Origin of the sequence: Halomicrobium urmianum (genome assembly GCF_020217425.1) — an archaeon.
GTDB lineage: Archaea > Halobacteriota > Halobacteria > Halobacteriales > Haloarculaceae > Halomicrobium > Halomicrobium urmianum.
The window spans coordinates 2,609,275-2,636,169 of sequence record NZ_CP084090.1 but is presented as its reverse complement, the minus strand read 5'-3'; the positions used below and the strand labels follow the sequence as shown (position 1 = coordinate 2,636,169).

General features: G+C 65.1%; 21 protein-coding genes. 6 read left to right on the top strand and 15 right to left on the bottom strand.

Annotated elements, in window-relative coordinates:
• The first annotated feature begins 162 nt into the window (after nucleotides 1–162).
• Nucleotides 163–1,161, top strand: a complete 999-nt coding sequence (locus LCY71_RS13070) for a transcription initiation factor IIB (protein ID WP_225333586.1) — start codon at nucleotides 163–165, stop codon at nucleotides 1,159–1,161.
• Between the two features lie 883 nt (nucleotides 1,162–2,044).
• Nucleotides 2,045–3,874: an ABC transporter substrate-binding protein gene (locus LCY71_RS13065; RefSeq protein WP_225333585.1), complete on the top strand. Its 1,830-nt coding sequence runs from the start codon at nucleotides 2,045–2,047 to the stop codon at nucleotides 3,872–3,874.
• A 122-nt stretch (nucleotides 3,875–3,996) separates the two neighbouring features.
• On the opposite strand, the gene LCY71_RS13060 is transcribed toward LCY71_RS13065, so the two are convergent.
• Nucleotides 3,997–5,175 (bottom strand): hypothetical protein, encoded by a 1,179-nt coding sequence (locus LCY71_RS13060; protein WP_225333584.1) that lies wholly within the window; start codon nucleotides 5,173–5,175, stop codon nucleotides 3,997–3,999.
• Nucleotides 5,172–6,599 carry a M81 family metallopeptidase gene (locus LCY71_RS13055; protein WP_225333583.1) on the bottom strand — a complete coding sequence of 476 codons (1,428 nt, stop codon included), beginning with the start codon at nucleotides 6,597–6,599 and terminating at the stop codon, nucleotides 5,172–5,174. The genes LCY71_RS13060 and LCY71_RS13055 overlap by 4 nt, the downstream gene beginning before the upstream one ends.
• A gap of 494 nt (nucleotides 6,600–7,093) precedes the next feature.
• Between LCY71_RS13055 and LCY71_RS13050 the strand changes: the two genes are divergently transcribed.
• Nucleotides 7,094–8,959 (top strand): ABC transporter substrate-binding protein, encoded by a 1,866-nt coding sequence (locus LCY71_RS13050; protein ID WP_225333582.1) that lies wholly within the window; start codon nucleotides 7,094–7,096, stop codon nucleotides 8,957–8,959.
• A 1,005-nt stretch (nucleotides 8,960–9,964) separates the two neighbouring features.
• Here LCY71_RS13050 and LCY71_RS13045 read toward each other — a convergent pair.
• The 3 genes from LCY71_RS13045 to LCY71_RS13035 form a co-directional block, all read right to left on the bottom strand.
• On the bottom strand, nucleotides 9,965–10,702 hold the full coding sequence (locus LCY71_RS13045; protein ID WP_225333581.1) for a class I SAM-dependent methyltransferase: 738 nt from the start codon (nucleotides 10,700–10,702) through the stop codon (nucleotides 9,965–9,967).
• 11 nt (nucleotides 10,703–10,713) lie between these two features.
• Complete coding sequence (locus LCY71_RS13040; protein WP_225333580.1) at nucleotides 10,714–11,595, bottom strand: aldo/keto reductase; 882 nt, start codon at nucleotides 11,593–11,595, stop codon at nucleotides 10,714–10,716.
• A gap of 82 nt (nucleotides 11,596–11,677) precedes the next feature.
• Nucleotides 11,678–12,520, bottom strand: a complete 843-nt coding sequence (locus LCY71_RS13035) for a fumarylacetoacetate hydrolase family protein (protein WP_225333579.1) — start codon at nucleotides 12,518–12,520, stop codon at nucleotides 11,678–11,680.
• Nucleotides 12,521–12,628: 108 nt separating this feature from the next.
• Between LCY71_RS13035 and LCY71_RS13030 the strand changes: the two genes are divergently transcribed.
• Nucleotides 12,629–14,053: an alpha-L-fucosidase gene (locus LCY71_RS13030; protein ID WP_225333578.1), complete on the top strand. Its 1,425-nt coding sequence runs from the start codon at nucleotides 12,629–12,631 to the stop codon at nucleotides 14,051–14,053.
• Here LCY71_RS13030 and LCY71_RS13025 read toward each other — a convergent pair whose 3' ends face one another.
• The gene (locus LCY71_RS13025; RefSeq protein ID WP_225335916.1) at nucleotides 14,054–15,046 is read right to left on the bottom strand and encodes an aldo/keto reductase; all 993 of its coding nucleotides are present in this window, start codon (nucleotides 15,044–15,046) and stop codon (nucleotides 14,054–14,056) included. It lies immediately after the preceding gene.
• A gap of 53 nt (nucleotides 15,047–15,099) precedes the next feature.
• Nucleotides 15,100–15,894 (bottom strand): TIM barrel protein, encoded by a 795-nt coding sequence (locus LCY71_RS13020; RefSeq protein ID WP_225333577.1) that lies wholly within the window; start codon nucleotides 15,892–15,894, stop codon nucleotides 15,100–15,102.
• A gap of 98 nt (nucleotides 15,895–15,992) precedes the next feature.
• On the opposite strand from LCY71_RS13020, the gene LCY71_RS13015 reads away from it, so the two are divergent.
• A complete protein-coding gene (locus LCY71_RS13015) occupies nucleotides 15,993–17,405 on the top strand; it encodes an alpha-L-fucosidase (RefSeq protein WP_225333576.1) in 1,413 nt (470 codons plus the stop codon).
• Between the two features lie 310 nt (nucleotides 17,406–17,715).
• On the opposite strand, the gene LCY71_RS13010 is transcribed toward LCY71_RS13015, so the two are convergent.
• From LCY71_RS13010 to LCY71_RS12975, 8 genes are all read right to left on the bottom strand, one after another.
• Nucleotides 17,716–18,897 (bottom strand): ABC transporter ATP-binding protein, encoded by a 1,182-nt coding sequence (locus LCY71_RS13010; RefSeq protein ID WP_225333575.1) that lies wholly within the window; start codon nucleotides 18,895–18,897, stop codon nucleotides 17,716–17,718.
• A 42-nt stretch (nucleotides 18,898–18,939) separates the two neighbouring features.
• Nucleotides 18,940–19,287, bottom strand: coding sequence for an L-rhamnose mutarotase (locus tag LCY71_RS13005; RefSeq protein WP_225333574.1), 348 nt, complete (start codon nucleotides 19,285–19,287; stop codon nucleotides 18,940–18,942).
• Between the two features lie 71 nt (nucleotides 19,288–19,358).
• Nucleotides 19,359–20,231 carry an amidohydrolase family protein gene (locus LCY71_RS13000; protein ID WP_225333573.1) on the bottom strand — a complete coding sequence of 291 codons (873 nt, stop codon included), beginning with the start codon at nucleotides 20,229–20,231 and terminating at the stop codon, nucleotides 19,359–19,361.
• 4 nt (nucleotides 20,232–20,235) lie between these two features.
• Nucleotides 20,236–21,042, bottom strand: a complete 807-nt coding sequence (locus tag LCY71_RS12995; protein ID WP_225333572.1) for an SDR family NAD(P)-dependent oxidoreductase — start codon at nucleotides 21,040–21,042, stop codon at nucleotides 20,236–20,238.
• A 54-nt stretch (nucleotides 21,043–21,096) separates the two neighbouring features.
• Nucleotides 21,097–22,203 carry an alpha-L-fucosidase gene (locus LCY71_RS12990; RefSeq protein WP_225333571.1) on the bottom strand — a complete coding sequence of 369 codons (1,107 nt, stop codon included), beginning with the start codon at nucleotides 22,201–22,203 and terminating at the stop codon, nucleotides 21,097–21,099.
• Nucleotides 22,204–22,281: 78 nt separating this feature from the next.
• A complete protein-coding gene (locus LCY71_RS12985) occupies nucleotides 22,282–23,139 on the bottom strand; it encodes a carbohydrate ABC transporter permease (RefSeq protein ID WP_225333570.1) in 858 nt (285 codons plus the stop codon).
• Complete coding sequence (locus tag LCY71_RS12980; protein ID WP_225333569.1) at nucleotides 23,136–24,020, bottom strand: carbohydrate ABC transporter permease; 885 nt, start codon at nucleotides 24,018–24,020, stop codon at nucleotides 23,136–23,138. The genes LCY71_RS12985 and LCY71_RS12980 overlap by 4 nt, the downstream gene beginning before the upstream one ends.
• A gap of 63 nt (nucleotides 24,021–24,083) precedes the next feature.
• Complete coding sequence (locus tag LCY71_RS12975; RefSeq protein WP_225333568.1) at nucleotides 24,084–25,490, bottom strand: ABC transporter substrate-binding protein; 1,407 nt, start codon at nucleotides 25,488–25,490, stop codon at nucleotides 24,084–24,086.
• Between the two features lie 218 nt (nucleotides 25,491–25,708).
• Here LCY71_RS12975 and LCY71_RS12970 point away from each other — a divergent pair, with 218 nt between their 5' ends.
• Nucleotides 25,709–26,884: a mandelate racemase family protein gene (locus tag LCY71_RS12970; RefSeq protein ID WP_225333567.1), complete on the top strand. Its 1,176-nt coding sequence runs from the start codon at nucleotides 25,709–25,711 to the stop codon at nucleotides 26,882–26,884.
• Nucleotides 26,885–26,895: the final 11 nt, after the last annotated feature.

The window sequence follows — 26,895 nt, the reverse complement described above, 5'->3', positions numbered from 1 at the left end:
ATCCGGACGCCGTCTGTCGATTCGTGGCATCACTGCACACGAAATGTTTAAGTGCCTTTCGGCCTTACGTGTGGTTAGGAAGAGTGACTGCCGGCCTTCTTCCGAGTTACCCTCGGCCGGCGGTCCGCTCGCGAACCTGCCCTCCATCGCAGGACCATCACCATGACAGAAACACGTATCCACACCACGGACGAACAGACCCGCGTAACCACCCCGAGGGCGCAGGGGGAAAGCGAGACGGACCAGCAGCGGGAGCGCGACGAGTCCCAGGACGTCTGCCCCGAGTGTGGCGGTTCGCTCGCCACCGACGAGGCCCACGGCGAGACAGTCTGCGAGGAGTGTGGCCTGGTCGTCGAGGAGGACGACATCGACCGCGGGCCGGAGTGGCGCGCGTTCGACTCCTCGGAGCGCGACGAGAAGAGCCGCGTCGGGTCGCCGACGACCAACCTGATGCACGACAAGGGGCTGTCGACCAACATCGGCTGGCAGAACAAGGACGCCTACGGCAACTCGCTGTCGAGCCAGCAGCGCAAGAAGATGCAGCGCCTGCGCACCTGGGACGAGCGGTTCCGTACCCGCGACCACCAGGAGCGCAACCTCAAGCAGGCGCTGGGCGAAATCGAGCGGATGGGATCGGCGCTGGGCCTCTCGGAGAGCGTCCGCGAGACCGCGTCGGTCATCTACCGCCGCGCCCTCGAGGAGGGGCTGCTGCCCGGCCGATCGATCGAGGGCGTCGCGTCGGCGGCGGTCTACGCCGCGGCCCGCCAGGCCGAGACCCCGCGCAGCATCGACAAGGTCGTGACCGTCAGCCGGATCGACGAGATGGAGTTCAAGCGAACCTACCGCTACGTGGTCCGCGAACTCGGTCTGGAGATCGAGCCGGCCGACCCCGAGAGCTACGTCGCCCGGTTCGCCTCGGACCTCGACCTCTCGGACGAGGCCGAGCGCCGCGCTCGCGACCTGCTCCGCGCCGGCAAGGCGGAGCAGATCCACGTCGGCAAGAGCCCGGTCGGCCTCGCCGCGGCGGCCGTCTACGCGGCCCCGCTGCTGTGCAACGACGAGGTCACCCAGGCCGAGGTCAGCGAGGTGACCGACATCTCCGAGGTCACCATCCGCAAGCGATACAAGGAACTGCTCGACGCCTCCGAGCAGACCGCCTGATCAACCTGCGTTCTCGACGCGGACACGCGTTCGCCGCGACTACCGCTGCTCCTGCGTCACTGCCGCTGCGCTTCGATCTCCTTTCGATCAGGTGCGTCGACGCTGTGCGACCGCCGTCAGGCCGCCTCGCGTCGACGTGCGGCGGGGGTCGCGTAACCAGACGCGAATCTCCCGGTATATCTAAGTGTTCCTGGCGGACTTCTTCGCTACGGTGGATTATGGTAGATAAATCCGAGGTATATGGGGAGTTACGGGAGTGCAAGGAGAAAGCCCCGTGCTTCAGCGCGGGGATGAATCCGACAAACCCTCTACAACCGACATTATCAAGTAACCCGGCATCGTGCCGTAGTCCAAGCCAATCGCGTAAAGTATCAATTGGAAGACTCGGGGTCGCTTCCCGCCGACACGGACGGTTCCACGCCCACCACTTCGGTTCACGACGAGGTGGGGAGTACGTGGTTGAGACTCGTTCGCCGTCCTCACAGAACCCGTAGCCCCGCTGGAATCGGGCGGTAACGCTCGTGTACGGGAGGGGGTGACGGCTTAACCAAAACACGCTCCGTTCGCGGTTGCACTTCGCCACGATTCGGCGTGGCGGAGTACGGTCGATGGCACGGCCCGTGTCGCGCCCCTCGAAACGAGGGACGTGAATCCCCGCGTTCGCACAGTCCGCGTGGACTGGGCGTGGGGAGCGCCACAAGCAGGGCGACTCGCTACGAGTCGGTGTCACCACGCGCTCACCGTCCTGACGTGGAGTCGCACGAACCCGGTACTCCCTTCGTGGGAGGAAGTTGCCCTCGGGGGCTTGGGAACGGCCCGATGCCCCACGCGGGAATCCTCGCCCTTCAGGGCGGGGAGGATGTCAATCAGTCGCCGTCGGTTCGTGGAGCTGACGGGCGCGTCGGGTGCAGCAGCGCTCGCAGGCTGTAGCGAGGACGGCGGCGAGGGGAGCGGCGACGCCGACGCGACGGACACCGAGAGCGGGTCCGAGAGCACCGAGAGCGATACCGACACCGACGCCGGCGACGAGGGCCCGATGGAGGTCCACGACGCGACCCACGTGAACTTCACCGACCAGGTCCCGTCGAACGTCCAGTTCAACCGACGGAACCCGACCAACCGGTCGTCCGTCGCGCACTACAACCTGTTCGACGCCTTCGCGAAGTTCAACTACGCGCGGGGGACCCTCGAACCCTACGCGATCGCCGACTGGGAGTTCACGGGCGACACCTTCGAGATGGCCGTCCACGAGGGGCTCACCTGGGACGACGGCGACCCCGTCACGGCCGAGGACGTCGCCACCCAGCTCCGGCTCGGAGAGATCGTCAGCACGCCGCTGTGGGACTACGCCGAGAGCGTCGAGACGCCGGACGACCGGACCGTGGTCGTCAACCTCGCCGGGGACGTCAATCCGACCATCGTCGAGTTCGACGTCCTCGAGGACACGTACGTTCACACGAAGGCGGACGTCTTCGAGGGCTTTCTCGACGACGACGCACAGGAGCAGCCCGCAAGCGACTACCAGAACTTCGCCTACCAGGACGTCGTCGCGAGCGGTCCCTGGTCGCTGGAGGAGGCCAACCAGCAACGGTTCCGCATGTCGCGACGCGAGGATCACCCCGACGCGGAGAACGTCAACTTCAGCGAGTACGTCTTCCGGAACATCGACGGCAATCAGCAGGTCCACCAGGCCCTGATCAACCAGGACCTCGACTCCGCGTGGAGCGTCTTCACGCCGCCCAGCGTCGTCGAGCAGGTGCCCGACGACATCGAGCACGTGCCCGACGACATCGAGCACGTCACCGTCCCGGGCAAGTGGGGCTTCGGGCTGATCCCGAACCACGACCACGAGCACACCGGCGACCGCGCGGTCCGGCAGGCCATCCAGTACGTCGTCGACCGCAAGGCCGTCGTCAGGAACGTCGGCGAGGCGCTGAAGAAGGTGCCGCCGGTCCCGGTCGGCATCCCCGTCGACGACCAGGAGCGCTGGCTCGGCGACGCTGTGGACGACTTCAACACCTACGGCGTCGACGAGTCGATGCACGACGAGGCGGCCGCGGTTCTGGAGGCGGCCGGCTACGCGAAGGACGGCGGGACGTGGGTCGACTCGGACGGCAACGCCGTCCAGCTGCCCGTCACCGTCCCGTCCGGCTGGAGCGACTTCGTCACCATGGCGGAGACCATCGTCGACCAGCTCACCGAGTTCGGCTTCGAGGCGTCCGTCGACAGCCGGAGCTACGACGCGATCGCCAGTTCGGTCTGGCCGAACGGGAACTTCACGCTGACCGGGGCGAGCTGGCTCCCCGGTGGCGGCCGCGCAGCCTTCGCCTACTTCTCGCTCTCTCACCAGCTCAACCAGCACAACAGCGGGATCAGCTTCAACTACGCGCCGGCCGGCCAGGGGGCCGGCGGTTCGAACGCGAGCGTGACCGTCCCGGACGTGGACGGCGGGGAGACGACGGTCAATCCGAACGCCCTCCTCGAGGAGCTGTCGCAGTCGACCGACGTGGAGCGGTCCCAGGAGATCGTGACCGAACTCGCGTGGCTCACCAACGTCGACCTGCCGCAGATCCCGGTCGTCGAGAAGCTGGAGCAGTCGTTCGTCGGCGGCGAGAACTGGGAGACGCCCGATCCCGACGCAGAGGTCAACAAGATCAAGTGGCCCTCCGTCTGGCTCCCGCGGACCGGCGAACTCCGGTACTCCGGGGAGTGACGGCGCCGGCCGCGCTCCCGTCGTAGTCCGCGGGCGGAGCGGACCGAGTGCCTCGAGGTCGTCCGGGACGAGGAGAGACATCCGGTCTCTCGAACCGCTTGACTCCGGGGCGGTTCACCGCGTCACTCGATCGCGGCCAGCGCGTCGCCGATCCAGTCGAGGTTCCGCTCGGGGACGACGCCGTAGCCGTAGAAGGAGAGCGCGTCCGCACCGGCGTCGACGGCCGCCCGGGTCTGTGCGAGGAGCGTCTCGCGGTCGTGGACGATCGGGTGACCTGCGAGGATGCCGGCGCGGACCGGCGCGTCCAGGAGCGTCCGAGTGGCGTTGACGTCGTCGCGCACGACGGTGGGATCCCGGTGATAGGCCAGCACCGTCGCTTCGTCGATCAGGTCGCCCAGCGACGAGAGATCGATCCCGTGTTTCCACGAGTGCTCGACGCCCATCCGGTCGTCGCCCAGCCCGCCCATCTTGAAGTAGTAGCCGAAGTCCGACGGGGAGACGACGTCGGAGAGGTCGTCGTAGAGGGCGGCGAGCGTGTCGCAGCGGACGTCGGCGTAAGCGTCGACGGCGGGATGAGCTTTCAGCCAGCCCCCCACGTCAGTGTCGTGGGCGACCCTGCCCTCGAAGCGGTCGGTGAGCCCGTCGCGTGCGCTTTCCCGAGCGCGCTCGACGTCGACGCCGGCGTCAGTTGCGCGGCTCCGACAGTGCTCGCAGAAACACAGCCCGAAGAGGAACTCGCCCAGCGGCCCCATCCGGGTGAACCACTCCTGGTGGTGCCAGCCGTACCCGGTGCCGTACTGGTAGTCCGCGAGTTCCATCTCGACGGCGTCGAAGACGCCCCGGTCGGTCAGGTCGCCCGTCAGCGCGCGGCCGTACTCCTGTACCGCCGGGCTCGACGGACAGAGCCCCCAGATCAGCGAGTCGCCGAACGGCGATTCGATCGTCGCGTCGGGATGCTGCCGACCGAGCGAACTGCTGTGGAACGTGGCCGACCAGGAGTTGAGCGCGATCGGCGTGTCGTCGAAGCCGTCGGCGATTTCGGCCAGCCAGTCCCGATCGCCCATCGTCGAGTTGACGTCTGGCGTGATCTCCCCGTAGCGTCCCTCTTCTGGCTGGAAGTAGACGCTCGCGTCGGCGAAGAACGTCTTTCGATCGGGGTTGTGCGGGTTCAGCGTCTGGACGGAGTGCATCGCCGTCGCGAGGTTGACCTCGTCGATCCCCAGGTCAGTCAGTCGCTGCGCAACCCGTTCGGGTCCCTCGTCGACGACGTCCCACGGGTGCGCCCAGATCGCGGCGTTCACGCCGACCACTCCGTGTCCTGATCGACGGGATAGATCGGCCGGGGGACCCGCTCGTACGGCAGGTCCTCCAGCAACTGGTTGGTGTCGCCGGCGGTGAGGGCGAACAGCCGACGGGCGGCGACCTCCTTCCAGGCCGGGCTGAGGTAGCCGCTCTTGAGGGCGATCACCTCGCGGTCGTGCGGATCGATCCCGAGCGCATCGAAGAACGAGGGGTCGCGGTGGAGGTTGGTCCGTTCGTCCGCGACGATCACCTCGCCGCCGTCGAGTTCGACGCGCGCGGTGTGCGTGCCGTCGCGCTCGTGGAGAGCGCGGACGGTGCCGGACGCTTCGAGGGGCGCCCCGTCATCGTAGCGGCGGCCCAGCGAGAGGTCGACCGGTTCGCCCTCGCCGGCGCGAACGCACGCGTCGGTACTGTCCGCGTCGGCGACGACGGCCAGCACCGGCGTGCCGAGGTCGTCCCGGGCCAGCACGAGCGAGAGGAAGTCGGTCAGGTCCTCGCTCCCCCCGGCGCCGGGGATGTCCCCCGTCTCGGCGATCACGACCGGTCGGTCGGACTCGCCCGCAGCCGCGTCCAGTGCCTGCTCGGGCCGATGGGCCTCCGTCGTGAAGTCGAACGCCTCGCGTCGCTCCCAGAAGGCCGCGGCGAGGTTGGTCGTCACCTCGTCGACGGCGTCCCCGGCGTCGGCGTCGCCCGTGACGAGGGCGTGGCAGCCGCCGTGCGGCGAGTCGGCCCACGGGAACCCGAGGAAGTAGTTGGCGTCGTAGATCCCGTCGCGCTCGTCGGTCGTCCGGAGCCGGTCGATCAGGGTCGTCATCGGCTCGGCCTCGGTCTCCGATCGCTCGCCGGCCAGAAGCATCGGGAGCCGCTCCCACCCGAGGACGAGGGTCGCGTCTCCGTCAAGAGCGGCGAGCAGCAGGTCCGCCGCCCGCTCGCCCGTCTCGACGACGTCCGTGTGGGGAGCGGTCCGATAGCCCGCGACGCCGTCGAGCGCGTCGACCATCCGCCGGGTGATGGTGGCGTGCATGTCCAGCGCGGCCACGACTGGCACGTCGGGCCCCACTATTTCGCGAACGGACGCGAGCAACTGACCTTCCGGATCGGGTTCGCCGTCGACGTACATCGACCCGTGGAGATCCAGACAGACGCCGTCTACGTCGGAGTCGAGTCGGCCGATCAGTTCGGTCTGGATCCTGTCGAACGCGTCTGCCGTGATCGTTCCAGACGGGATCGTAGCAGCCCCTACCGTCGGCACTACCTCGACGCCCTCGGTACGTAGCGTTTCCACGATGCCGGCCAGCGACCGCGCTCCATCGAAGGAAGACAGGAGTTCCTCGCCCGTCGCTATCTCGAAGTCGTCGAGTGTCGTGGCTGTGTTCGAAAACGTATTTGTTTCGTGGCTTACTGTTGCAGTAGCGACTCGCATGTCCCCACATTGGATGGTGTTATGATAAGTTTATGTTCCGTCGATCGGGGGTCCACTCGACTCGTGCGATCGCTCACGTCCTAGACTCACTCGATCGGTGATTCGGTATCACAGACGAATTCGGGCCAAACATCTCCACGATCCCACAACAGTAGTTAGGGTTACATGTGCCAAATTACTTATAGTGCTACTATAATCATTAACAAGCCACAATGAGGGGTGTCCGATAGCGCTGATGCATTCGTCTGTCTGACCACATAGCTATAGTAGAAATTGAACGCGATGACACACTCGAGCGGCACCCGGGGTACCCCTCGATGTGTGTAGTTTCAATTTCTACTATACGGTCCACGACTCCACGGAGTGTAGCTAGCCACCGGGAGAATATTTGCAAATATATGCACCACAGGTGGAGAGAGATTATGGTACGCGCCGATTAAGCTGGAAAAACTGCAAAGATTTATGATGGAAGACTTAGTGTGGTTCGTTGGAACATGGCAAAGGATTCCAGCAGTTACGGCGACGTACTCAGTCGTCGTCGCTTCGTCGAGTTGACTGGCGTATCAGGCGTCGCCGCGCTCGCAGGGTGCGGCGGTGACGAAGACGGCGGGGATAGCAGCGACGGTAGTGACGGCAGTAGCGGGTCGGACGGTTCCGACGGGTCGGACGGCGAAGGCGGGGGTGACGGAGGCTCCGCTGAAGTCTACGACGCGACGTACCGTAATATCACGAATCAGGTTCCCACGAACGTCCAGTTCAACCTGCAGAACCCGAACAGCGTCTCGTCGATCACTCACTACAACCTGTTCGACGCCTTCGCGAAGTTCAATTACGCGGAGGGCGAGCTCGTCCCCTACGCGATCACGGACTGGGAGTACGCCGGCGACACGTTCGAGATGACCATCAGGGAGGGGCTGACCTGGGAGAACGGCGACCCGGTCACGTCAGAGGACATCGCCGTCCAGCTCAGGCTCAACCAGCTCACGAACGAGTCCATGTGGGGGTACACGGAGAGCATCGACACCCCGGACGAACGGACGGTCGTGCTGAACATCCCGGAGAGCGTGAATCCGACGATCGTCGAGTTCGACGTCCTCGAACAGAGCTTCGTCCACCAGAAGGCGGACATCTTCGGCGAGCACCTCGAGGCCTACGAGAGCGGCGACGAGGACGAGGCCACGCGCCAGTTCCAGGACTTCGCCTACCAGGACGTCGTCGCCAGCGGGCCGTGGACGCTCGACAGCGCCGGTCAGCAGCAGTTCCAGCTGTCTCGCCGGGAGGACCACCCCGACGCGGAGAACATCAACTTCAGCAACTACGTCTTCCAGTACATCGACGGCAACCAGCAGACCCACCAAGCGCTGATCAATCTGGACATCGACGCCGCGTACTCGATGTTCACGCCGCCGGAAGTCGTCGAGCAGATCCCCGACGTGATAGAACACGTCACGATGGCGGCGAAGTGGGGCTTCGGCCTCGCGCCGAATCACGCCCACGAACACGCCGGCGACCGCGCGGTCCGACAGGCGATCTCTTACGTCATCAACCGCCAGGCCATCGTGGACAACGTCGGTGACACGCTCAAGACGGCGCCGGCGGTTTCGGTCGGCATCCCCACGGACGATCAGGAACGCTGGCTCGGCGACGCGATGGACGAGTTCGAGTCCTACGGCGTCGACGAGTCCATGCACGACGAGGCCGCCGCGGTCCTCGAGGAGGCGGGCTACGAACAGGACGGTAACACGTGGGTCGACGAGAACGGCAACGCCGTCGAACTGCCGGTCACCGTTCCGACCGGCTGGACCGACTGGGTCACGGCCGCAGAGACTGCCGTAGACCAGCTCAGTGAGTTCGGTTTCCAGGCCAGAACGGACAGCCGGAGCTTCGACTCGATCCTCGGCTCGGTCTGGCCGAACGGCGACTTCGTTCTGGCCGCCGGCAGCTGGCTGCCCGGCGGCGGGCAGGCGGCGTTCGCGTACTTCTCCCTGTACCACCAGCTCGTCGAGAACGTCGACGGCCTCACGATCAATTATCCGCCGGCGAACTCGACGCAGGGCGGGGAGAACGCGGACGTGACCGTCCCTGACATGGACGGTAACGAGATGACGGTCAATCCGAGCGATCGCCTCGAGGAACTCTCTCAGACCACGGACGAAGAGCTGATTCAGGAGATCGTCACCGAGCAGGCGTGGGTGACCAACGTCGAACTGCCGATCATCCCCGTGATCGAGAAGCTCGAACAGTCGTTCCTCGGCGGTGAGAACTGGGACGTTCCCGACGCCGATGCGCCCGTCGCACAGGCGAGGTGGCCCTCCGTCTGGCTCCCGCGTCACGGCGAACTGTCGTACGCGGGAGATTGACGCAATTCCGACGAAGGGTCGACGCAGCCGTTTCGGATCGGTACCGATCACCGATTTCGGTTCGCGGTCCCCGACGACGTGCTCTCCGACCGCGCGAATCCGCCCCGAGTTCCGGTGCATCGGAACGTAGGTTTCTCGGTAGTAAGTATCAGAGTGTATTAATACAACGAGAAGTATAGGTATCGAAGTATGTCGGTGGCAGAGATCTATCGCGACTCGGTGCCCCGAGCTTCAGATCGAATGTGCTGATACTCCTCGTAGCAGCGACTCTATCTCCCAGTTCTCTATTGCTCTCTCGACAGAGAATACCGTAGATTCCATCGTCCAGCGTCCGGACTGAAGGCAGATATCGATTTCGATCGATTAGATCACCGGCTTCGGAACATCGGCGCCCTCGGTGTATCCCTGGTCCGGGTCAGCGATAGAAGAGAAATATGAAAGAAATATATAATACTATATGAAGTGTTGATTCCCCCAATCCTGCTCGCCCGTGTGACCATTGTGTACGACTGCGACCGGCGACAGCGGTCGCGTTCAGGTACGGATGAAGGGGGAGGCGGACGGATTTCGTGGGTCTCTGTCAGAGATCAGCCTCCTCAGCGGTGGTAGAAACTGGACTGGTCTGGATTTTGTAGAGTGCGAGCAGCCCGGTCGAAACGAGGAAACAGCGAGCTGAGCGGATCCGCACCGGCGGACGGCGGGCGATACGGACTGCGCAAGTGTCGAGCCGGGGCCGAATCGACCGGATGAACAGCGATCTGTTCGAACGCGGTTGACGGACTAATCAGCCCTCGGACTGACGGCTGGACGAGTGCAAGGTGCCTGTCGACGCCGTGGAAACCGCTCTCCGGACCTCGAACAGACCGAGCGCCACGGTCGGCGCAGCGTGACGGACCTCGCCTCGCGGGCCGACCGAAAGCGACCGCCTGCTACCGCGTCGAGACGCTAGTGCGGAACGGCTACGTCGTCGAGAGGAGCGCGGGAGCTGTCGGTCCAGACACGCGGTCACTCGGGCAATCGGAATGCGAGGCTGTACATCCGTCCCGCTGACTCGGTGCCGATTTCGGTCGCGAGCTGGTCCGCTCTCGTCGTCAGCGACCTCCCGACGTCGTCCGCACACTCCGCGGCGAACGACGTCACCTCCTGAGCATGGGCGGACAGGTGACTGGTCGTCCAGGGTACGGGCTCGAGAAGCGTTCGTTCCCGATCGAACTGCCACCCGTCGCCCGCGAAGAACCGCCGGAGGAACGACGCCGGATAGAAGGTCAGCGCCGGACCGCCGGACGCCATTTCCGAAGCGGCGTTCTCCATCGCGAACAGCTCCCGAACGCCGGCATCCTCGGGTAGCGGATCGTAGTCGTCGACCACGAGGTGGCAGCCCGGGGCCGCCACGCGTCGGAACTCGTCGGCGACTGCCGACAGCGCTGCCGGATCGAGGACGTTACAGAGGCCGTGAGCGGTGATAAGGTCGACGGACGCGTCCGATAGCGGAATCGCACGGAGGTCGGCCTCGACGGCGGCCAGCCGGTCCGCGACGTCGGTCTCCCGTCGTCCGTCAGCACTGACGCGCTCCCGCGTCGTGGCAGCGTGCTCGCGGTCGTTCGTCACGGCGTAGACGGCGCTCGCACCGGCGTCGAGCAGCCCGGCGGTCGTGTTCCCGACGCCCGCACCGGCCTCGAGGCAGCGGGCACCGGGGACCGGGCGGTCTTCCAGCGCGGCCGTGACCGTTCGCGGGACCTCCATGCCCCTGCCGATCAGTGGTGGAGCTGTTCGGGGACCGGGCTGTCCTCGTGGCGCGACCGTTCGATCAGCGACCGCTGGGCGGCCTCGTCCATTCCCTCGTAGCCGGCCGCGGCCTCGAGGATCATCGTGACGAGCTTCGGATCGCCGGCGCTGACGACGCTGGTCAGGCCCCGTGAGGCGGCAAAGTCGAAGCGTTCGCTGATCTCGTCGGGCGAGCAGACCGGGCGGTACCAGTTCGCGAACGGGCGATCCGCCTCCGGCAGTTCGTCGGTGTCGGGCCACGAGCCGTCGGCGAACGCCTTGATACCGAGGGTACCGATGTCCTCTTCCTCGGCCCGCTGCAGCACCGTCTCGTAATTCTGCTCGTCGTCCGCTCCCGCGACGACCGGGTTGAGCGGGAACATCAGCGTCTCCAGGTCGTCGATCCGGTCGATCGCGTCGAGGATGAGGGCCGGCTCGCCGTGGCTGGTGAGCCCGACGTGGTCGATCAGGCCCTCGTCTCTGGCCTCACGGAACGCCTCCAGTGCGCCGTCGTCGCTGGTGATCTGGTCGAGCTCCTCGTCGTATTCGAGGCCGTGGACCTGATAGAGGTCGATCTTCTCGACGCCGAGCCGGTCCAGCGACCGTTCGAGCTTCCGCCACGCGCCCTCGTAGCTCCGTTCCTGGGTCTTGCATCCGAGGAAGATGTCCTCGCGGTGCTGGCGGAGCTTCGGTCCCAGTTTGAGTTCGGCGTCGCCGTACGTCGGCGCGACGTCGAAGTGGTTGACGCCGTAGTCGAGGACGTGTTCGACCATCTGGTTCGCGCCCTCCTGTTCGAGCCAGTTGAGCGCGATCGCGCCGAACGTCATGACGGTGCTTTCGTGACCGGTCTCGCCGAGCGGGCGGGTCTCCATATCGCCCTGTTTGTCGGGAACGACTATAATGGTTAACAGTCCCTCCCGACAGATCCCCAGTGGTCCGCCCGGCGGTGGCCTCTCAGTCGTCGGCTTCCTCGACGGTGTTGACGAGCGTCCCGACGTCTTCGATTTCGACCTCGACAGTCTCGCCCGGTTCGAGCTTGATGTCCTGGAAGGCACCGACGCCCTCGGGCGTTCCCGTCGCCACGACGTCGCCGGGTTCGAGGCGGACGCGCGAGGAGACGAACGAGACGAGGTCGGCGACGCTCCGGATCATCATGCCCGTGTTGTCGCTCTGCATCGTTTCGCCGTCGACCCGAGAGGCGATGGCCAGGTCCTGTGGATCGTCGATCTCGTCGACGACGACCGACGGTCCGACGGGCGTCGTCCGCTGCATCGTCTTGCCCGAGAACCAGTCGAGCATCTCGTCGTCGCCGACCTGTAGCGAGAGCTGGAGGTCGCGCGCCGAGGTGTCGTTGAGGATGGTGTACCCGGCGACGTGGTCCAGGGCCTCCTCGGGGTCGACGTGCCGAGCGGGCTCTCCGATCACCGCGGCGAGTTCGGCCTCGTAGTCGATCTCCTGGGTCACGCGGGTGTGATAAGAGATCGGCTCGCCGTGACCGACGAGCGTTCGCGCGAGCTTCATGAACACCAGCGGCCGTTCCGGAACGTCGATGTTCGACTCCTCGGCGTGGGCCTCGTAGTTGAGCGCCGCGCAGAAGACGGTGTTCCGGTCGGTCGTCGGCGGCTTGAACGTGATCTCGTCGCGGTCGAACGTCTCGCCGTCGACCCCGTCGGCGTCGTGCGGTCGCGACAGCGCGTCCTGGAAGTCCTCGAACTCGCTCGTCACGTCGCGAACCTGATCGTCCGTGAACACGCCGATACGCGTTTCGTCCTCGGCTTCGAAGCGGCCAATGCGCATAGGTGGAAGTCGCAAACGGGACCCTTTACTGTTTCTCTTGGAGACCGGTTCACGGCCAGTGTCCTCGGATACTCAAGTTATTAGTGGTGTGGGTGTGACTGCCACTCCATGGCAGAGTACGAGCCATCGTGGGAGTCGTTAGACCAGCATCCGGTTCCGGAGTGGTACCACGACGCGAAACTGGGCATCTTCATCCACTGGGGCGTCTACTCCGTGCCGGCGTGGGCACCGACCGACGCCGACATCGGTGGGGAAACGGCCTCGCCGTACGCCGAGTGGTACCCCTACTACATGTACGAAGAGGAGTCGCCCACCAGGGAGTACCACGAGGAGACCTACGGCGAGGACGTCGAGTACGCCGACTTCGTCGACGAGTGGGACGCCGAGGAGTTCGACCCCGACGAGTGGGCGTCCTTCTTCGAGGACGTGGGTGCGGGCTACGTCGTCCTCACCGGCGAGCACCACGACGGGTTCCCGCTGTGGGACAGCCACTACGCGAAGTACAACGCCGCCGAGATGGGACCCGAACGCGACCTCGTCGGCGACCTCGCCGACGCGGTGCGCGAGTACGGTCTCAAGTTCGCCGCCTCCTACCACGCCAACTACAACTACTACCAGCCCGGCTTCGAGGGCCAGTTCGGCCACCCCGACTTCGAGAAGGGCGGACCGGCCGAGGAGCAGGGCGGCCCGGGATCGGAGTACGTCGACTTCATGAACGCCAAGCACAGGGAACTGATCCGCAAGTACGACCCCGACCTGCTCTGGTTCGACGTGCCCAAGGCCGAGGGCGATCACGTCCACGCCCAGGAACTGATCGCGGACTACTACAACCGCGCCGACGAGCGCGGCAAGGACGTCGCCGTCAACGACCGCGCCTCCACCGACGCCATCGGCCCGACCATCGACATCGAGGGGAACCGCCGGGACAACGAGGAGTACCACGGCGACTTCGTCACGCCGGAGTACACCTCCTTCGACGAGATTCAGGACCGCAAGTGGGAGAGTTGCCGCGGGATCGGTCACTCCTTCGGCTACAACGCCGTCGAGGACGAGGACGACCACCTCTCGGCCGAGGAACTGGTCCACTCGTTCGTCGACATCGTCTCGAAGAACGGCAACCTCCTCATCAACGTCGGGCCGAAGGCCGACGGCACCATCCCGGACCTCCAGCGGACGCCGCTCGCCGGGCTGGGCGAGTGGCTCGACACGAACGGCGAGGCGATCTTCGGCTCGCGACCGTGGGCCGTCGCCGAGGACGAGGCCAGCGCGGTCGACGTGCGATACACCCACCGCGACGGTGATCTCTACGCCACCGCCCTCGACTGGCCCGGCGGCGAGCTCGAACTGTCGGTCCCGACTCACGTCGACCTCGACGCGGCTCCCGACGTCGAACTGCTGACTGCCGAGGGAGCGCAAGTCTGCGAGAGCACCCTCGACGGCGGGACCTTGACCGTCTCGCTGTCTGCGGAGCCGGACCACGACCACGCCTACACGCTTCGGCTGGCCGACGTCGACAATCCGCGCGAGCAGTAGCTACAGCAGGTCGGCCGACCACGCGGGATCGATCGGTGCTTCCAGCCGTTCGATCTCGTCGTCCGAAAGTTCGACGTCCAGCGCGCCGACGTTCTCGTCGAGCTGGTCGACCGTCTTCGGGCCGACGATGGGCGCGGTGACCACGTCCTTGTGGAGCAGCCACGAGATGCTGATCTGGACCGGTGAGGCGTCGTGCTCGTCGGCGATGTCGCGCACCGCGTCTAGCACCGCCCACTGGTCCTCGTCGAACTCCTCGGCGGGAGTGACGTCCTCCTCGGCCATCCGCGACCCCTCCGGCGGTTCGTCGTCTCGCTCGTACTTCCCCGTCAGGAAGCCGCGGTACAGCGGCGACCACGGCACGACGCCGATTCCCTCCTCGGCACAGACTGGCAGGACGTTCTCCTCCTCGTGGCGGCGGACGAGGCTGTACTCCGGCTGCATCGAGACGAACCGTTCGTAGTGTTCCACGTCACTCGTCTTCAGCGCCTTCATGAACTGCCAGCCGGCCATCGAACTCGCGCCGACGTATCGGACTACGCCCTCGTCGACGAGGTGATCCAGCGCCGACAGCGTCTCCTCGATGGGCGTCTGGTCGTCCCAGCGGTGGATCTGGTAGAGGTCGATGTAGTCGGTCCCGAGTCGGTCGAGGCTCGCCTGCGCCTGATCGAGGACGTGCTTGCGCGAGAGTCCCTGTCCGTTCGGACCGGTGTGCATCTGGCCGTACACCTTCGTCGCGACGACGAGTTCGTCGCGGTCGTAGTCCTCGATAGCGTTGCCGACGATGCGCTCGCTGTCACCCGTCGAGTAGATGTTGGCCGTGTCGATGAAGTTGATTCCGTGCTCGATGGCGCGGTCGATCACCGTACGACTGGCCTCCTCGTCGATCGTCCAGTCGTCTTGGTAGGTCGGTCGCCAGCCGCTACCGAAGTTCATCGTCCCGAGACAGAGTCTCGATACTTCCAGTCCAGTCTCTCCGAGCGTCGTGTACTCCATGTCAGTATCGGGCACGACTCCGAATTCGGCGGAAGCGGATATAAAACAGTAGGTCACCCCTCCACGCGATCGCGGATCGCGACGGCGTCGCACACGGTCTGCACGGCGTCACCCTGCGGAACGTACTCCAGTCCGACCGTCCCCTCGTAGCCAGTGTCGGCGATGGCTGCGAAGACCGTCGCCCAGTCGAGCTCGTCGGGTCCGAGTTCGGTCCGCCCCGGGACGCCTGCCGCGTGGTACATCCCGATCCGGTCGTGATGTTCGCGGATGCGAGCGACCACGTCGCCCTCGGTGATCTGCTGGTGGTAGACGTCGTACAGGAGTCGCACGTGCTCGTGGTCGACGGCGTCGACGACCTCGATTCCACGATCGGTCGTCGTCAGAAAATACCCCGGGTGGTCGACGCGGACGTTCAGCGGTTCGACGACGAGAGTCACGTCTGCCTCGGCCGCCGCTGGCGCGGCCTCGCGCAGCGCCTCGACGACCGCGCGTTGCTGGACCGCTTCGTCGACGCAGTCCTGCTCCGGTCCGACGGTGACGACGACGTTGTCGACGTACTCGCCGACTCGATCGCAGGTCTCGGTGATCGCGTCGACGGCCGCCTCGCGACAGTCCGGATCGGTCATCGCCGGTCCCTCGCGTCCGGTGTTGCCGGCGGCACCCCCCGCCGCGGTGCTCACCCACTGCACGTCGTGCTCGTCACAGGCTGCGACGAGCTCGTCGACCGCAGTCTCGCGCCAGGGGAGATAACCGATTCCGTCAGCGTTCGCCTTCGCCACCAACTCGGGGAACGTATCGGGATCCTCGTCGGGAAACACTGCCCACTTTGTCACGTGAACGTCGAACATGCGCACGAGTTCTGTCCCCCGTGACTTGACCGTTGGGCTCGCCAGCGATTCGACACCCGGGCAAAAGCTACTTTATCGACCGTGGTGACGATTCGCACATGCCGGGATACGATCCGACGTGGGAGTCGCTAGACTCGCATGCACTACCTGAGTGGTTCCGCGATGCGAAGTTAGGTATCTTCATCCACTGGGGCGTCTACTCCGTGCCGGCGTGGGCACCGACCGACGCCGACATCGGTGGGGAAACGGCCTCGCCGTACGCCGAGTGGTACCCCTACTACATGTACGAAGAGGAGTCGCCCACCAGGGAGTACCACGAGGAGACCTACGGCGAGGACGTCGAGTACGCCGACTTCGTCGACGAGTGGGACGCCGAGGAGTTTGACCCCGACGAGTGGGCGTCCTTCTTCGAGGACGTGGGCGCGGGCTACGTCGTCCTCACCGGCGAGCATCACGACGGGTTCCCGCTGTGGGACAGCCACTACGCGAAGTACAACGCCGCCGAGATGGGACCCGAACGCGACCTCGTCGGCGACCTCGCCGACGCGGTGCGCGAGTACGGTCTCAAGTTCGCCGCCTCCTACCACGCCAACTACAACTACTACCAGCCCGGCTTCGAGGGCCAGTTCGGCCACCCCGACTTCGAGAAGGGCGGACCAATCGAAGACGCGGGCGGCCCGGGACCGGAGTACGTCGACTTCATGAACGCCAAGCACAGGGAACTGATCCGCAAGTACGACCCCGACCTGCTCTGGTTCGACGTGCCCAAGGCCGAGGGCGATCACTTGAACGCCAAGGAGTTGATCGCAGACTACTACAACCGCGCCGACGAGCGCGGCAAGGACGTCGCCGTCAACGACCGCGCCTCCACCGACGCCATCGGCCCGACCATCGATCCGGAGAACCGGGGGACCGAGGAGTACCACGGCGACTTCGTCACGCCGGAGTACGCCACCTTCGACGATATTCGCGCAGAGCCCTGGGAAGGGAATCGCGGGATCGGTCACTCCTTCGGCTACAACGCCGCTGAGGACGAGGACGACCACCTCTCGGCCGAGGAACTGGTCCACTCGTTCGTCGACATTGTCTCGAAGAACGGCAACCTCCTCATCAACGTCGGGCCGAAGGCCGACGGCACCATCCCGGAGATACAGAAAGACCGACTCCGGGCGCTCGGCGACTGGATCGACGTCAACGGCGAGGCGATCTTCGGCTCGCGACCGTGGGCCGTCGCCGAAGATGAGAGCAGTGCTGTCGAAGTCCGCTACACGCACTGCGACGGCGACCTCTACGCCACCGCCCTCGACTGGCCCGGCGACGAGCTCGAACTGTCCGTGCCAGCCCACGTCGAACTCGCCGCGGCACCCGACGCCGAGCTACTGACCGACGAGGGTGCGCAGGCCTGCGAGAACAGCCTCGACGGCGACATGCTGACCGTGTCGCTCCCGGCCGAACCGGATCACGACCACGGATACGCGATCCGGCTCACCGGCGTCGACAACCCCCGATAACGACGGGAGACCCACGCGCCCGAGGTACGGGCGTCGCCCCACTCGAACAGTGAGGGGGCGGGGCCGATCCACTTTCGGAGCACAGCAGCGTCGCCCCTTCGACGCTCGCTACGCCGGCGACGTGTCTCGTCGCCGGGCGCGACGTCTCACGACAGACGTCGATGCTGTCCTGTTCGGACGCGCACGGCCCAGAGTGGTTCTTCGAGTCCCTCCGCCGCGCCATTGCCGGTCCGGCAGGAGAACCCCGTCTACGGAGCAGACGGGCAGGTCACGCCGACCGTCGATTCCACGGCCGCAGCGGTGATCGCGATCAGTCGTCGCTCTGGCCGGCCGCGAACGACGTCGAGTCCTGGAACTCGGCGGCTTCGGCCTCGGCTGCTTCGGGTGGATCGCGGTTCATGATCGCCTCGCCGGAGGCCCCGTCGAAGACGTGGATGCGATCCTCGGGGAAAACGACGTCCATCGTCGTCCCTTCCCGGATGTACTCTTCACCGTCTACGCTTGCGGTGAACGTCTGGCCGCCGACTGTAAAGTAGACGAACGACTGGTCACCGAGTGGTTCGACCACGTCGACCTCGACCGAAAGAGCGTTTTCGTCCTCGTCGGCAGCCAGCTGAATGTCTTCCGGACGAATCCCCAGTGTTAGATTGTCCGCACCGCTCGCTATCTCCTCGGCAGTCGTGCTGTCGAGTGCGTACTCGAACTCTTCGTGGACCAGCGTCCCGGCGTCTCGATCCTGCGTGACCTCGAAGAAGTTCATCGAGGGCGAACCGATGAAGCCCGCGACGAAGCGATTGGCCGGGAGGTGATAGCACTCCAGCGGCGTCCCGATCTGCTGGAGTTCCCCGTCGTTGAGGACGGCGATCCGGTCGCCCATCGTCATCGCCTCGGTCTGGTCGTGGGTGACGTAGACCGTCGTCACGTCGAGGTCGGACTGCAGGTTCTGCAATTCGGTTCGCATCTGGGTGCGCAGTTTCGCGTCCAGGTTCGACAGCGGCTCGTCCATGAGGAATAGCTCAGGGTTGCGAACGATCGCACGGCCCAGTGAGACGCGCTGTTGCTGCCCGCCGGACAGATCTCCCGGTTTCTTGTCCAACAGCTCCTCGATGCCCATCATTTCCGCGGTCCGTTCGATGCGCTCTTCGATCTCGTCGCTGTCCATGTCTGTCCCCATCTTGAGACCGAACCCCATGTTCTTCCGGGCGGTCATGTGAGGATACAGCGCGTAGTTCTGGAACACCATCGCGATGTCGCGGTTGCGCGAGCGCTGGTGGGTGATATCCACCCCGTCAAGGGTGATCGTCCCCTCGGTCACGGATTCGAGACCGGCGACACAGCGGAGGGTGGTCGACTTGCCGCAACCGGACGGGCCGACGAGGACGAGGAACTCGCCGTCTTCGACGGAGATCGACACGTCGTCGACAGCGACGATTTCCCCTTCGGAGCCGTCGTTGAACCGCTTCGTCAGGTTCTGAATCTCGAGGTCGCCCATAGGGAATCACTCGCTACTTTTGGTGATAAATCTTGTCACGCGTTACTCGCCCGCATCCTCTTCGAGCGTCCAAATGCGCTCCATGAACGGGATCGGTTCGTCCTCGTCGTCGACGTCGACGCCCTCGCGCTTGAACCGGGCGACGTGGCGCTCCCACTCCTCGACGGCCTCGTCGCCGTCGACCTCATCGAGGTAGGCCTCGATGTCTTCGGCTTCGAGGATACAGACCGCGAGGTCGTCACGAACATATAGTTCGAACTCGGTGACGCCGCCGCGATGCATCGCGTCGGAGACGCCTTCGGGGACATCTTCGTGGGCTTCGAGGTACTCCTCTTTGTACTCGGGATCGATACGCTGGACGTACACCGCTCGCTCGGTATCGGGTGACATACGAACGGCAAGGGGTGAATCGCTAAAGAAGGTTGCGTCCGTGGTCATCGAACCACCCCCGGTCCACGCGCCTACGGCTCGTGGACGCGTTCGAACGCCCGGTGAGACAGGTACGAGAGGTCGCGTGCCGAGAGGAACGGCGCTTCCTCGACCCACGAGAGACAGTCCTCGTAGCCCGCCCAGTCGTCCATCCAGGGGTAGTCGGAGCCGAGCATGAGCCGTTCGGGACCGAACCACTCGATCAGATTCCGGACGTAGCCGTGCAGGTCCTCGTAGGGCCACGCCGTTTCGGCCGACCGCGGGAGCGAGCTCACCTTGACGGCGACGTTGTCGCGCTCTGCCACGGCCTCGAAGTCCGTCCAGGGGGACTCGTTCGGATCGGTCGTCTCGTCGGGGAACGCCATGTGGTCGACGACGAGCTGGACGTCGGGGTGGGCGTCGGCGATCTCGGCGATCATCGACAGCTGCTCGGCCTTGGGGAAGACGAAGACGCTCGTGTCGAGGTCGGCGGCCGCTTCCCAGACCGGATCGAGTTCGTCGTCGAGGATCCAGTCTCCCGTCCGGTTCAGTTCCGTCGGATACTCGGCGTACTCCAGACAGGCGTGCATCCGGACGCCCAGCATCCGCTCGTGGCCGACGACGCGCTCGAGGTCGGTCCGCACCTGCTCGGGGTCGTCCCGAAAGAAGTCCATCAGGCCGACGCCCCACAGCCGGTCGGGGAACGCCTCGATGGCCCGCATCGTGTACTCGTTGGCGCGCACGCCCCGCCCGTACAGCGGGGTGGTCACGATGACGCTCTCGTCGACGCCGGCCGCGTCCATGTCGGCGATCAGGTCTCTGGCCGTGTACGGCCCGTCCCAGCCGGGCGGCAGCACCTCGGCCTGCCAGGGGAGTTCGTCGGTATCGGTGCCCCACGCGTGGGTGTGCGTGTCGACGAATCGCATCGAATCACTCCAGGTTGCCGCCGCCGCTGACTCGCAGTATCGTCCCGACGACGTAGGACGCCTTGTCGCTGGCGAGGTACATGACTGCGTTCGCGAGGTCTTCGGGCTGGCCCATTCGACCGAGCGGGCGGGCCGCACCCCACTCGTCGAGCACGTCCCCGACCGTCCTGTCGGGGTCGTCCTCTGCGGCCATCTCCGCCTCGCGCCGCACCTGATAGGTCTCGGTGAGGTCCGTCGAGATGGCGTTCATCCGGATGCCGTGTTCGGCGAGTTCGTGGGCCATCCGCCAGGTGAGGCCGTTGATCGACGTCTTCGAGACGCCGTAGAGGCCGCGTCGACCGGTCCGGCGGTCACCAGTCTGGCTCGTGTGGTTGACGATGGCTCCCTCGATCCCCTCCTCGATCATGTGGACTGCGACGAGTTTCGAGGCGTAGTACTGGGCACGGACGTTCACGTTCATCGCGAAGTCCCAGTCCTCGATCGAGGACTCGACCAGCGACGCCTCGCGGGGCCAGACGGCCGCATTGTTCACGAGCAGGTCGATCTCGCCGAACGCGTCGATCGCGGACTCGACGAGGTGATCGATCTCCTCGGGGTTGGCCATGTCGGCGGTGATGCCGATCACGTCGCCCTCGCTGCGCTCGTCGAGGTCCGCGGCGACCGCCGTCACGTCCTCCTCGGTCCGGGAGTTGACGATCACGTTCGCGCCCGCGTCGGCGAGTCCTTCGGCGATGCCGCGACCGATCCCTTTCGTCGAACCCGTTACGATTGCCGATTCGCCGCTATAGTCGTAAGCGGTGTGGCCGACCATACCGTGACCCACAGCGGGCGTTCCCAAGAATGCACCGGTGAGAGCGCCGTCTCGTCAGGCGGGGAACCCCTCGCGTTCGATCCGGTCACCGACCGAGCGGAGCGTCTCGACATCCTCCGGCTCCAGTCGCCCGTCCGGGAGCGGGCCGACGTTGAGGAGGAGGTTGTAGTCGTCAGAGAGGGTCGCTTCGAGCTTCCGCCACACCTCGTCGGCGTCGCGGTGCATCCCCTCGGCCGCTTTCGCGTATCCCCACGACGTAGAGACCTGCTGCTGGCTCTCGTCACCGTCGCCGCCGTAGCCCCACTGCCCCGCCATCTCGTCCCGATACTGTTCTCCGGGGATCATCGTCGTACAGACCTCGCCGAGCACGTCGGACTCGGCGGTCTCGTGTTCGGGCGTGACGAAGTCCTCCGTACCGGTGACGCCCTCCTTGTAGCTGATCAGAGTCTGTGGTTGACAGTCGCGGATGACCTCGTAGAGCGCTTCAAGCCGGAAGGCGTCGGCGAAGGCCGCTGGATCTCGCTGCGGGAGATACGACGGATCGAGCCAGATTCCGGCGATCGGACCGTAGCCGGTGAGCAGTTCCTCGATCTGTGATTCGACGTAGTCGAGGTAGACGTCCAGATCGTGTCCCGAATCTGCGTAACAGCCGGGCTGTTCGTCGTAGGCCGGCCGTACTGGATCGCCCCACTCGTCCCGGTTGGGGGCGTGGGGATGGTGCCAGTCGTACCCGTGCGAGTAGTACAGGAAGAGGCCAAGCCCCGCGTCCTGACAGGCCTCGGCCAGTTCAGCCACCAGGTCCCGACCGGCCGGCGCTTCCGTCGATTTGTACGTCGTGTAGTCGCTGTCGAAGAGACAGAAACCCTCGTGGTGGCGCGCCGTGAGGTTGACGTAGTTCATTCCGCAGTCGCTGGCGAATTCGACGATCGCCTCGGCGTCGAAGCCCTCGGCGGTGAAGTGGTGCTGGAGCCGGGCGTAGTCGGCGGGTTCGATTCGCTCGTGGTACTGGACCCACTCGTGGTTACCCAGGAGAGAGTACAGGCCGTAGTGGAGGAACAGGCCGTAGTTCGCGTCGGCGAACCACTCACGTGCGGCCTGCCGTGGGTGCTCGTCGTACTGCTGTTCGTATCCGTCGAGGTAATCTGGAACCGTGATAGTCACGGCCAGAGTATGTGGTGAGGTACCAATAGCCGTTGCGGTCGGCCGGGACTGCAGGGAGCGGAATCGAGCCGACGAGGGCTATCCCTTCGTGGCCCCCATCGAGATGCCACGGAGGAACTGTCGCTGGAACAGCAGGAAAAAGATCACGGTCGGCGCGACCGCGATGACGATTCCGGCGAACAACTGCGCCCAGTCGCCCGAGTACTGCCCCTGGAAAGCCATCAGGCCCGCCGGGAGCGTCCGGAGGCCGTCGTCGGTGATGAAGATGATGGCGTAGAGGAATTCGTTCCAGAGGAAGACGAACTGGTAGATGGCGACCGCCGCCAGCGCCGGGGCCGACAGCGGGAGGTACACCCGGAGGAACACCTGGAACTCCGTGCAGCCGTCCATCCGAGCGGCCTCGGCGTACGTGTCGGGAATCGTCACGAAGAACTGCCGGAGCAGGAAGATCGAGAACGGCAGTCCGAAGGCCACGTACGCGAAGATGAGGCTGAAGTAGGTGTTGAGAAGCCCCAGCGCGTTCATCACCGTGTACAGCGGCACCAGCAGGACTTGCGGTGGGATCATGAACCCGGCCAGGAAGAAGACGAACGTCAGGTCGTCGGCCGGGAAGTCGAACTGCACCAGCGCGTAGGCCGCCAGACTCGACAGTATCAGGATCAACACGAGGCTGATCCCGACGACGATGACGCTGTTCACGAAGTAGTGCTCGAACCCGCCGGTCGTCCACGCGTTGAGGTAGTTCTCGAACCGAATCTGCTCGGGCAGCGAGAGCGGATTGGTGAAGATCTCGCTGCGGGACTTGAAGCTCGTCAGGCCGATCAGAAGCATCGGGAACAGGAACACGCCGGCGGCGACGAACAGCACTAACAGCGTGAGCTTATCCCCGAGCTCCGCGAGAGTCTCCCGCAGCGGCTCGGAGGCCTTCGTACTCATTGGCCGGCACCTCCCGCCTCGCGGTCACCGAGCCGGAGGTTGAGTAGCGAGAGGACGAGCACGATCACGAAGAGGAGGACACTGATCGCGGCGGCCTGTCCGAAGTTCGACTGCAGGAAAGCGTTCTTGTAGATCCAGGTCACCATCACCTCGGTCGCGTGTCCGGGACCGCCCTGGGTCATCACCCAGAAGTAGACGAAGGAGTTCATCGAGCCGATGATGGTGTAGATCATGATGAAGATAGCGACCGGCTTGAGCAGCGGGAGCGTGATGTACACGAATCGCTGGACAGGGCCGGCCCCGTCCATCCGTGCCGCCTCCAGCACGCTCTCGTCGATGCTGTCCAGTCCGGCGAGCCAGAGGATGGTCCGGAAACCGGTCCACTGCCAGGTCGCGACGAAGATGACCGCCAGCAACGCGATGCCCGGATCGCCGAGCCACAGCGGGTTCCAGTCGCTCCCGACCGCCTGCAGCAGCGACGACAGCACCCCGTAGGAGGGATTGTACATGTATGACCAGACCAGCGAGACGGCGACGGACATCAGCGTCATCGGCAGCAGGAACGACACCTGGAAGAACTGACGGAGGCGATCAGAGTACCGGTTGATCGCAAGCGCAAGCAGGAGGCCGATGCCTGCCTGCAGAACGATGCTCCAGAAGCCGACCTCGAAGTTGTTGATCAGCGCGGTCCACACGACGCTGTCGCCGGCTGCGCTCGCGAAGTTCTCGCCGCCGACGAACGTCATGTCGCCGATACCGGACCACTGGAAGCCGCTGAGCCCGAAGATGCCCAGCGCCGGAACCACGAGGAAGGGGATGTAGATCAACATCGCCGGAAGCAGGAACAGCCAGTGCGGGCGCTCCTCGGCGACGTCTCTCATCGTCCCCCACGCTGAAGAGGCACTATTTCGGACGCCTTCTAGCGACGTTTTCGTGCTCATTCCTCACTGAAATTCCGAGAGCGCTTCCTCGTTGGTCTCCTGTGCGTCCTCCAGAAGCGACTGAGCGGATCGGTCGGTGAACAGCTGTTGGCTTCCGGAGAGTAGCGTCTCGCTGGTCTCGGGCAGGAAGGCCACGTCGAACACGGTCGCGACGGCGTCCGCGGCGTCGATGGCGTCGAGCGTGCTCGTGATCGTCTCCTGAGCGGCGTCCAGCTCGATATCGTCGTACACACTCGGGCGCGTGACGAGCTGACCGGTCTGTTCGAACCAGGTCGTCTGGGCCTCCTTGCTGTTCCAGTATTTCAGGAACTCGATGGCATTCTCCAGGTGTTGCTCGCCGCGCTGTTCGGTCCGTGCGCTCACGGCGTAGGAGGCGTTCGGAACAACGCTGACGCGTTCGTTGTTCCCGTTCTCGTACAGTTCCGGGAAGTACGGGAACCACATGTAGTCCATGTGATCGGGGATCCCGCCGAATCCCTCCGGGGCCTGGGCGCTGATCTGCTCCTGCGCCCAGGTCCCCTGATGCCAGAACGCGGCCTGGTCGTTGAAGAACAGCGAGGCCGCCTCGTTGTTGTTCAGCGAGTTGATGTCGCGGTTGAAGTACTCCTCGTCGTAGAGCGTACTCAGCCGCGAAATCCCCTCGACGATGGCGTCGTCGTCCAGCGACCGGTCGTTGAGTCCGAACGCCGCGTCGAGGTAGCCGTCGACGCCGGCGGACTTGATCATGAACGCGGACATCCAGTGGCCGATTGTCCACCGGTTCCGGTTACCACATTGGATCGGCGTGTACCCGGCGTCCTTGACCGTCTGGCAGACGTCGAGGAACTCCTGCCAGGTCGTGTCCGTCGAGTGTTGCAGCGTGCTCGGATCGACGCCTGCGTCCTGGAGGACCTTCTTGTTGTACCAGATTACGATTCCGGAGAGGTTGTGCGGCATCGCGAACAGGCTCCCGTCCTCGGACCGCCACGAGAGGATGTCGCCCTGTTCGTACCTGGCACCCCGGATCGCGTCGGGGACGAACGCGCTGAGCTCGTCGTCGGAGAAGTGGTCGTCGAGTGGCATCACGCTCCCGTTCTCGACGTACCGGCCGAGCCGGTTCGGTCCAGTCCAGACGTAGAACACGTCGGGGGCGTTGCTGGTCCCGAGTGCGTTCGTAATCGCCGACTTGTACGGCGTGTTCTCGTACTTCGTCTGCTCGACGGTGATACCGGTGTCCTCCTCGAACGTGGAGACGATGTCAGCGCCGGCCTCCTTGGGTGCGCCCTGGACGTGGAGGTTCCAGAACGACACCGCGTCGCCGCTGCCGCCGTCACCGCCGTCGCTACCGCCTTCCGTCGATCCGTTGGACCCGCCGTCGGATCCCCCATCGCCGTCGCCGCCGTCACCGGAACACCCGGCGAGACCGATCATACCTGCTGCACCGATGGTTCTGAGTGCTCGTCGCCGCTCCTCGTCAATCATATCCATGCGACGTTTAGCCAGAGAGGATAATTAATGTTCCCTAGAAAGTCGCACATGTGACGTAGAAATTAACCCTCTGGTCAGGGACCGGAACAATGCACGGTCGGCAATCAACTGCTGCCGTTGATACAGGGAGTTTTAATACAATGCTATCAGTCGCCACTGATATGGTACCGGAGATCACCCGGATCGAGAGCACGGAGTTCAGCTACGAGATCCCCGACGTCGGTACCGACCAGCACGGCTTCAACCTGGTTTACGAACCCGGTGAAGTCACGGAGCGCAAGCTGTTCGGACTGAAGATCCACACCGACGAGGGGATCACGGGCGAGTACGTCGGCGGCAACTCGCCGGGCGCGGCGCAGATCAACATGTTCGCCGACTACCTGGTCGGGAAGAACCCGCTTGAACGCGAGAAACACTGGTCTGAGATCAAGCGCGCGTTGCGCAAGTACGACCGCATGGGGATGGGCCCGATCGACATCGCCCTGTGGGACTTCGCCGGCAAGTACTACGACGCTCCCATCCACGAGTTGCTTGGTACCTACCGCACGAAGTTCCCGGCGTACGCCTCGACATACCACGGCGACGAGAACGGCGGGCTCGACACCCCCGAAGCGTTCGCCGACTTCGCCGAGGAGTGTCTCGACATGGGGTACCAAGCGTTCAAAGTCCACGGCTGGGGCGGGAGCGAGGGGTCGCGTGACCTCGACCGGGAGGTCGAAGCCGTCCACGCCGTCGGCGAGCGCGTCGGCGACGAGATGGATCTGATGCACGACCCCGCCTGCGAACTGGAGACGTTCGCCGACGCGCTCAAGCTCGGCAGGGCTCTCGACGAGGAGGGCTTCTTCTGGTACGAGGACCCCTACCGCGACGGCGGCATCAGCCAGCACGCCCACCGGAAACTCCGCCAGCAGCTCGACACCCCGATCCTCCAGACCGAGCACGTCAGGGGGGTGGAGCCGGCGACAGACTTCGTCGCGAACGAGGCGACCGACTTCCTGCGCGCCGATCCCGAGTACGACGCCGGCATCACCGGCGCGATGAAGCGCGCGAAGGTCGCCGAAGGGTTCGGCCTCGACGTGGAGTTCCACGCCCCCGGCCCCGCCCAGCGGCACTGCATCGCCGCGATCCGAAACGCGAACTACTACGAGATGGCGCTGGTCCACCCCGACGCGCCCAACACCACGCCGCCGGTCTACGCCGGCGACTACCGCGACGAGATCGACGCGATCGACGACGACGGGCAGGTCGAGGTCCCCGACGAACCCGGCCTCGGCGTCGACTACGACTGGGACTACATCGAGGACAACGCCACCGGGAGCGTCCACACATACGAGTAACGGGCCTCACG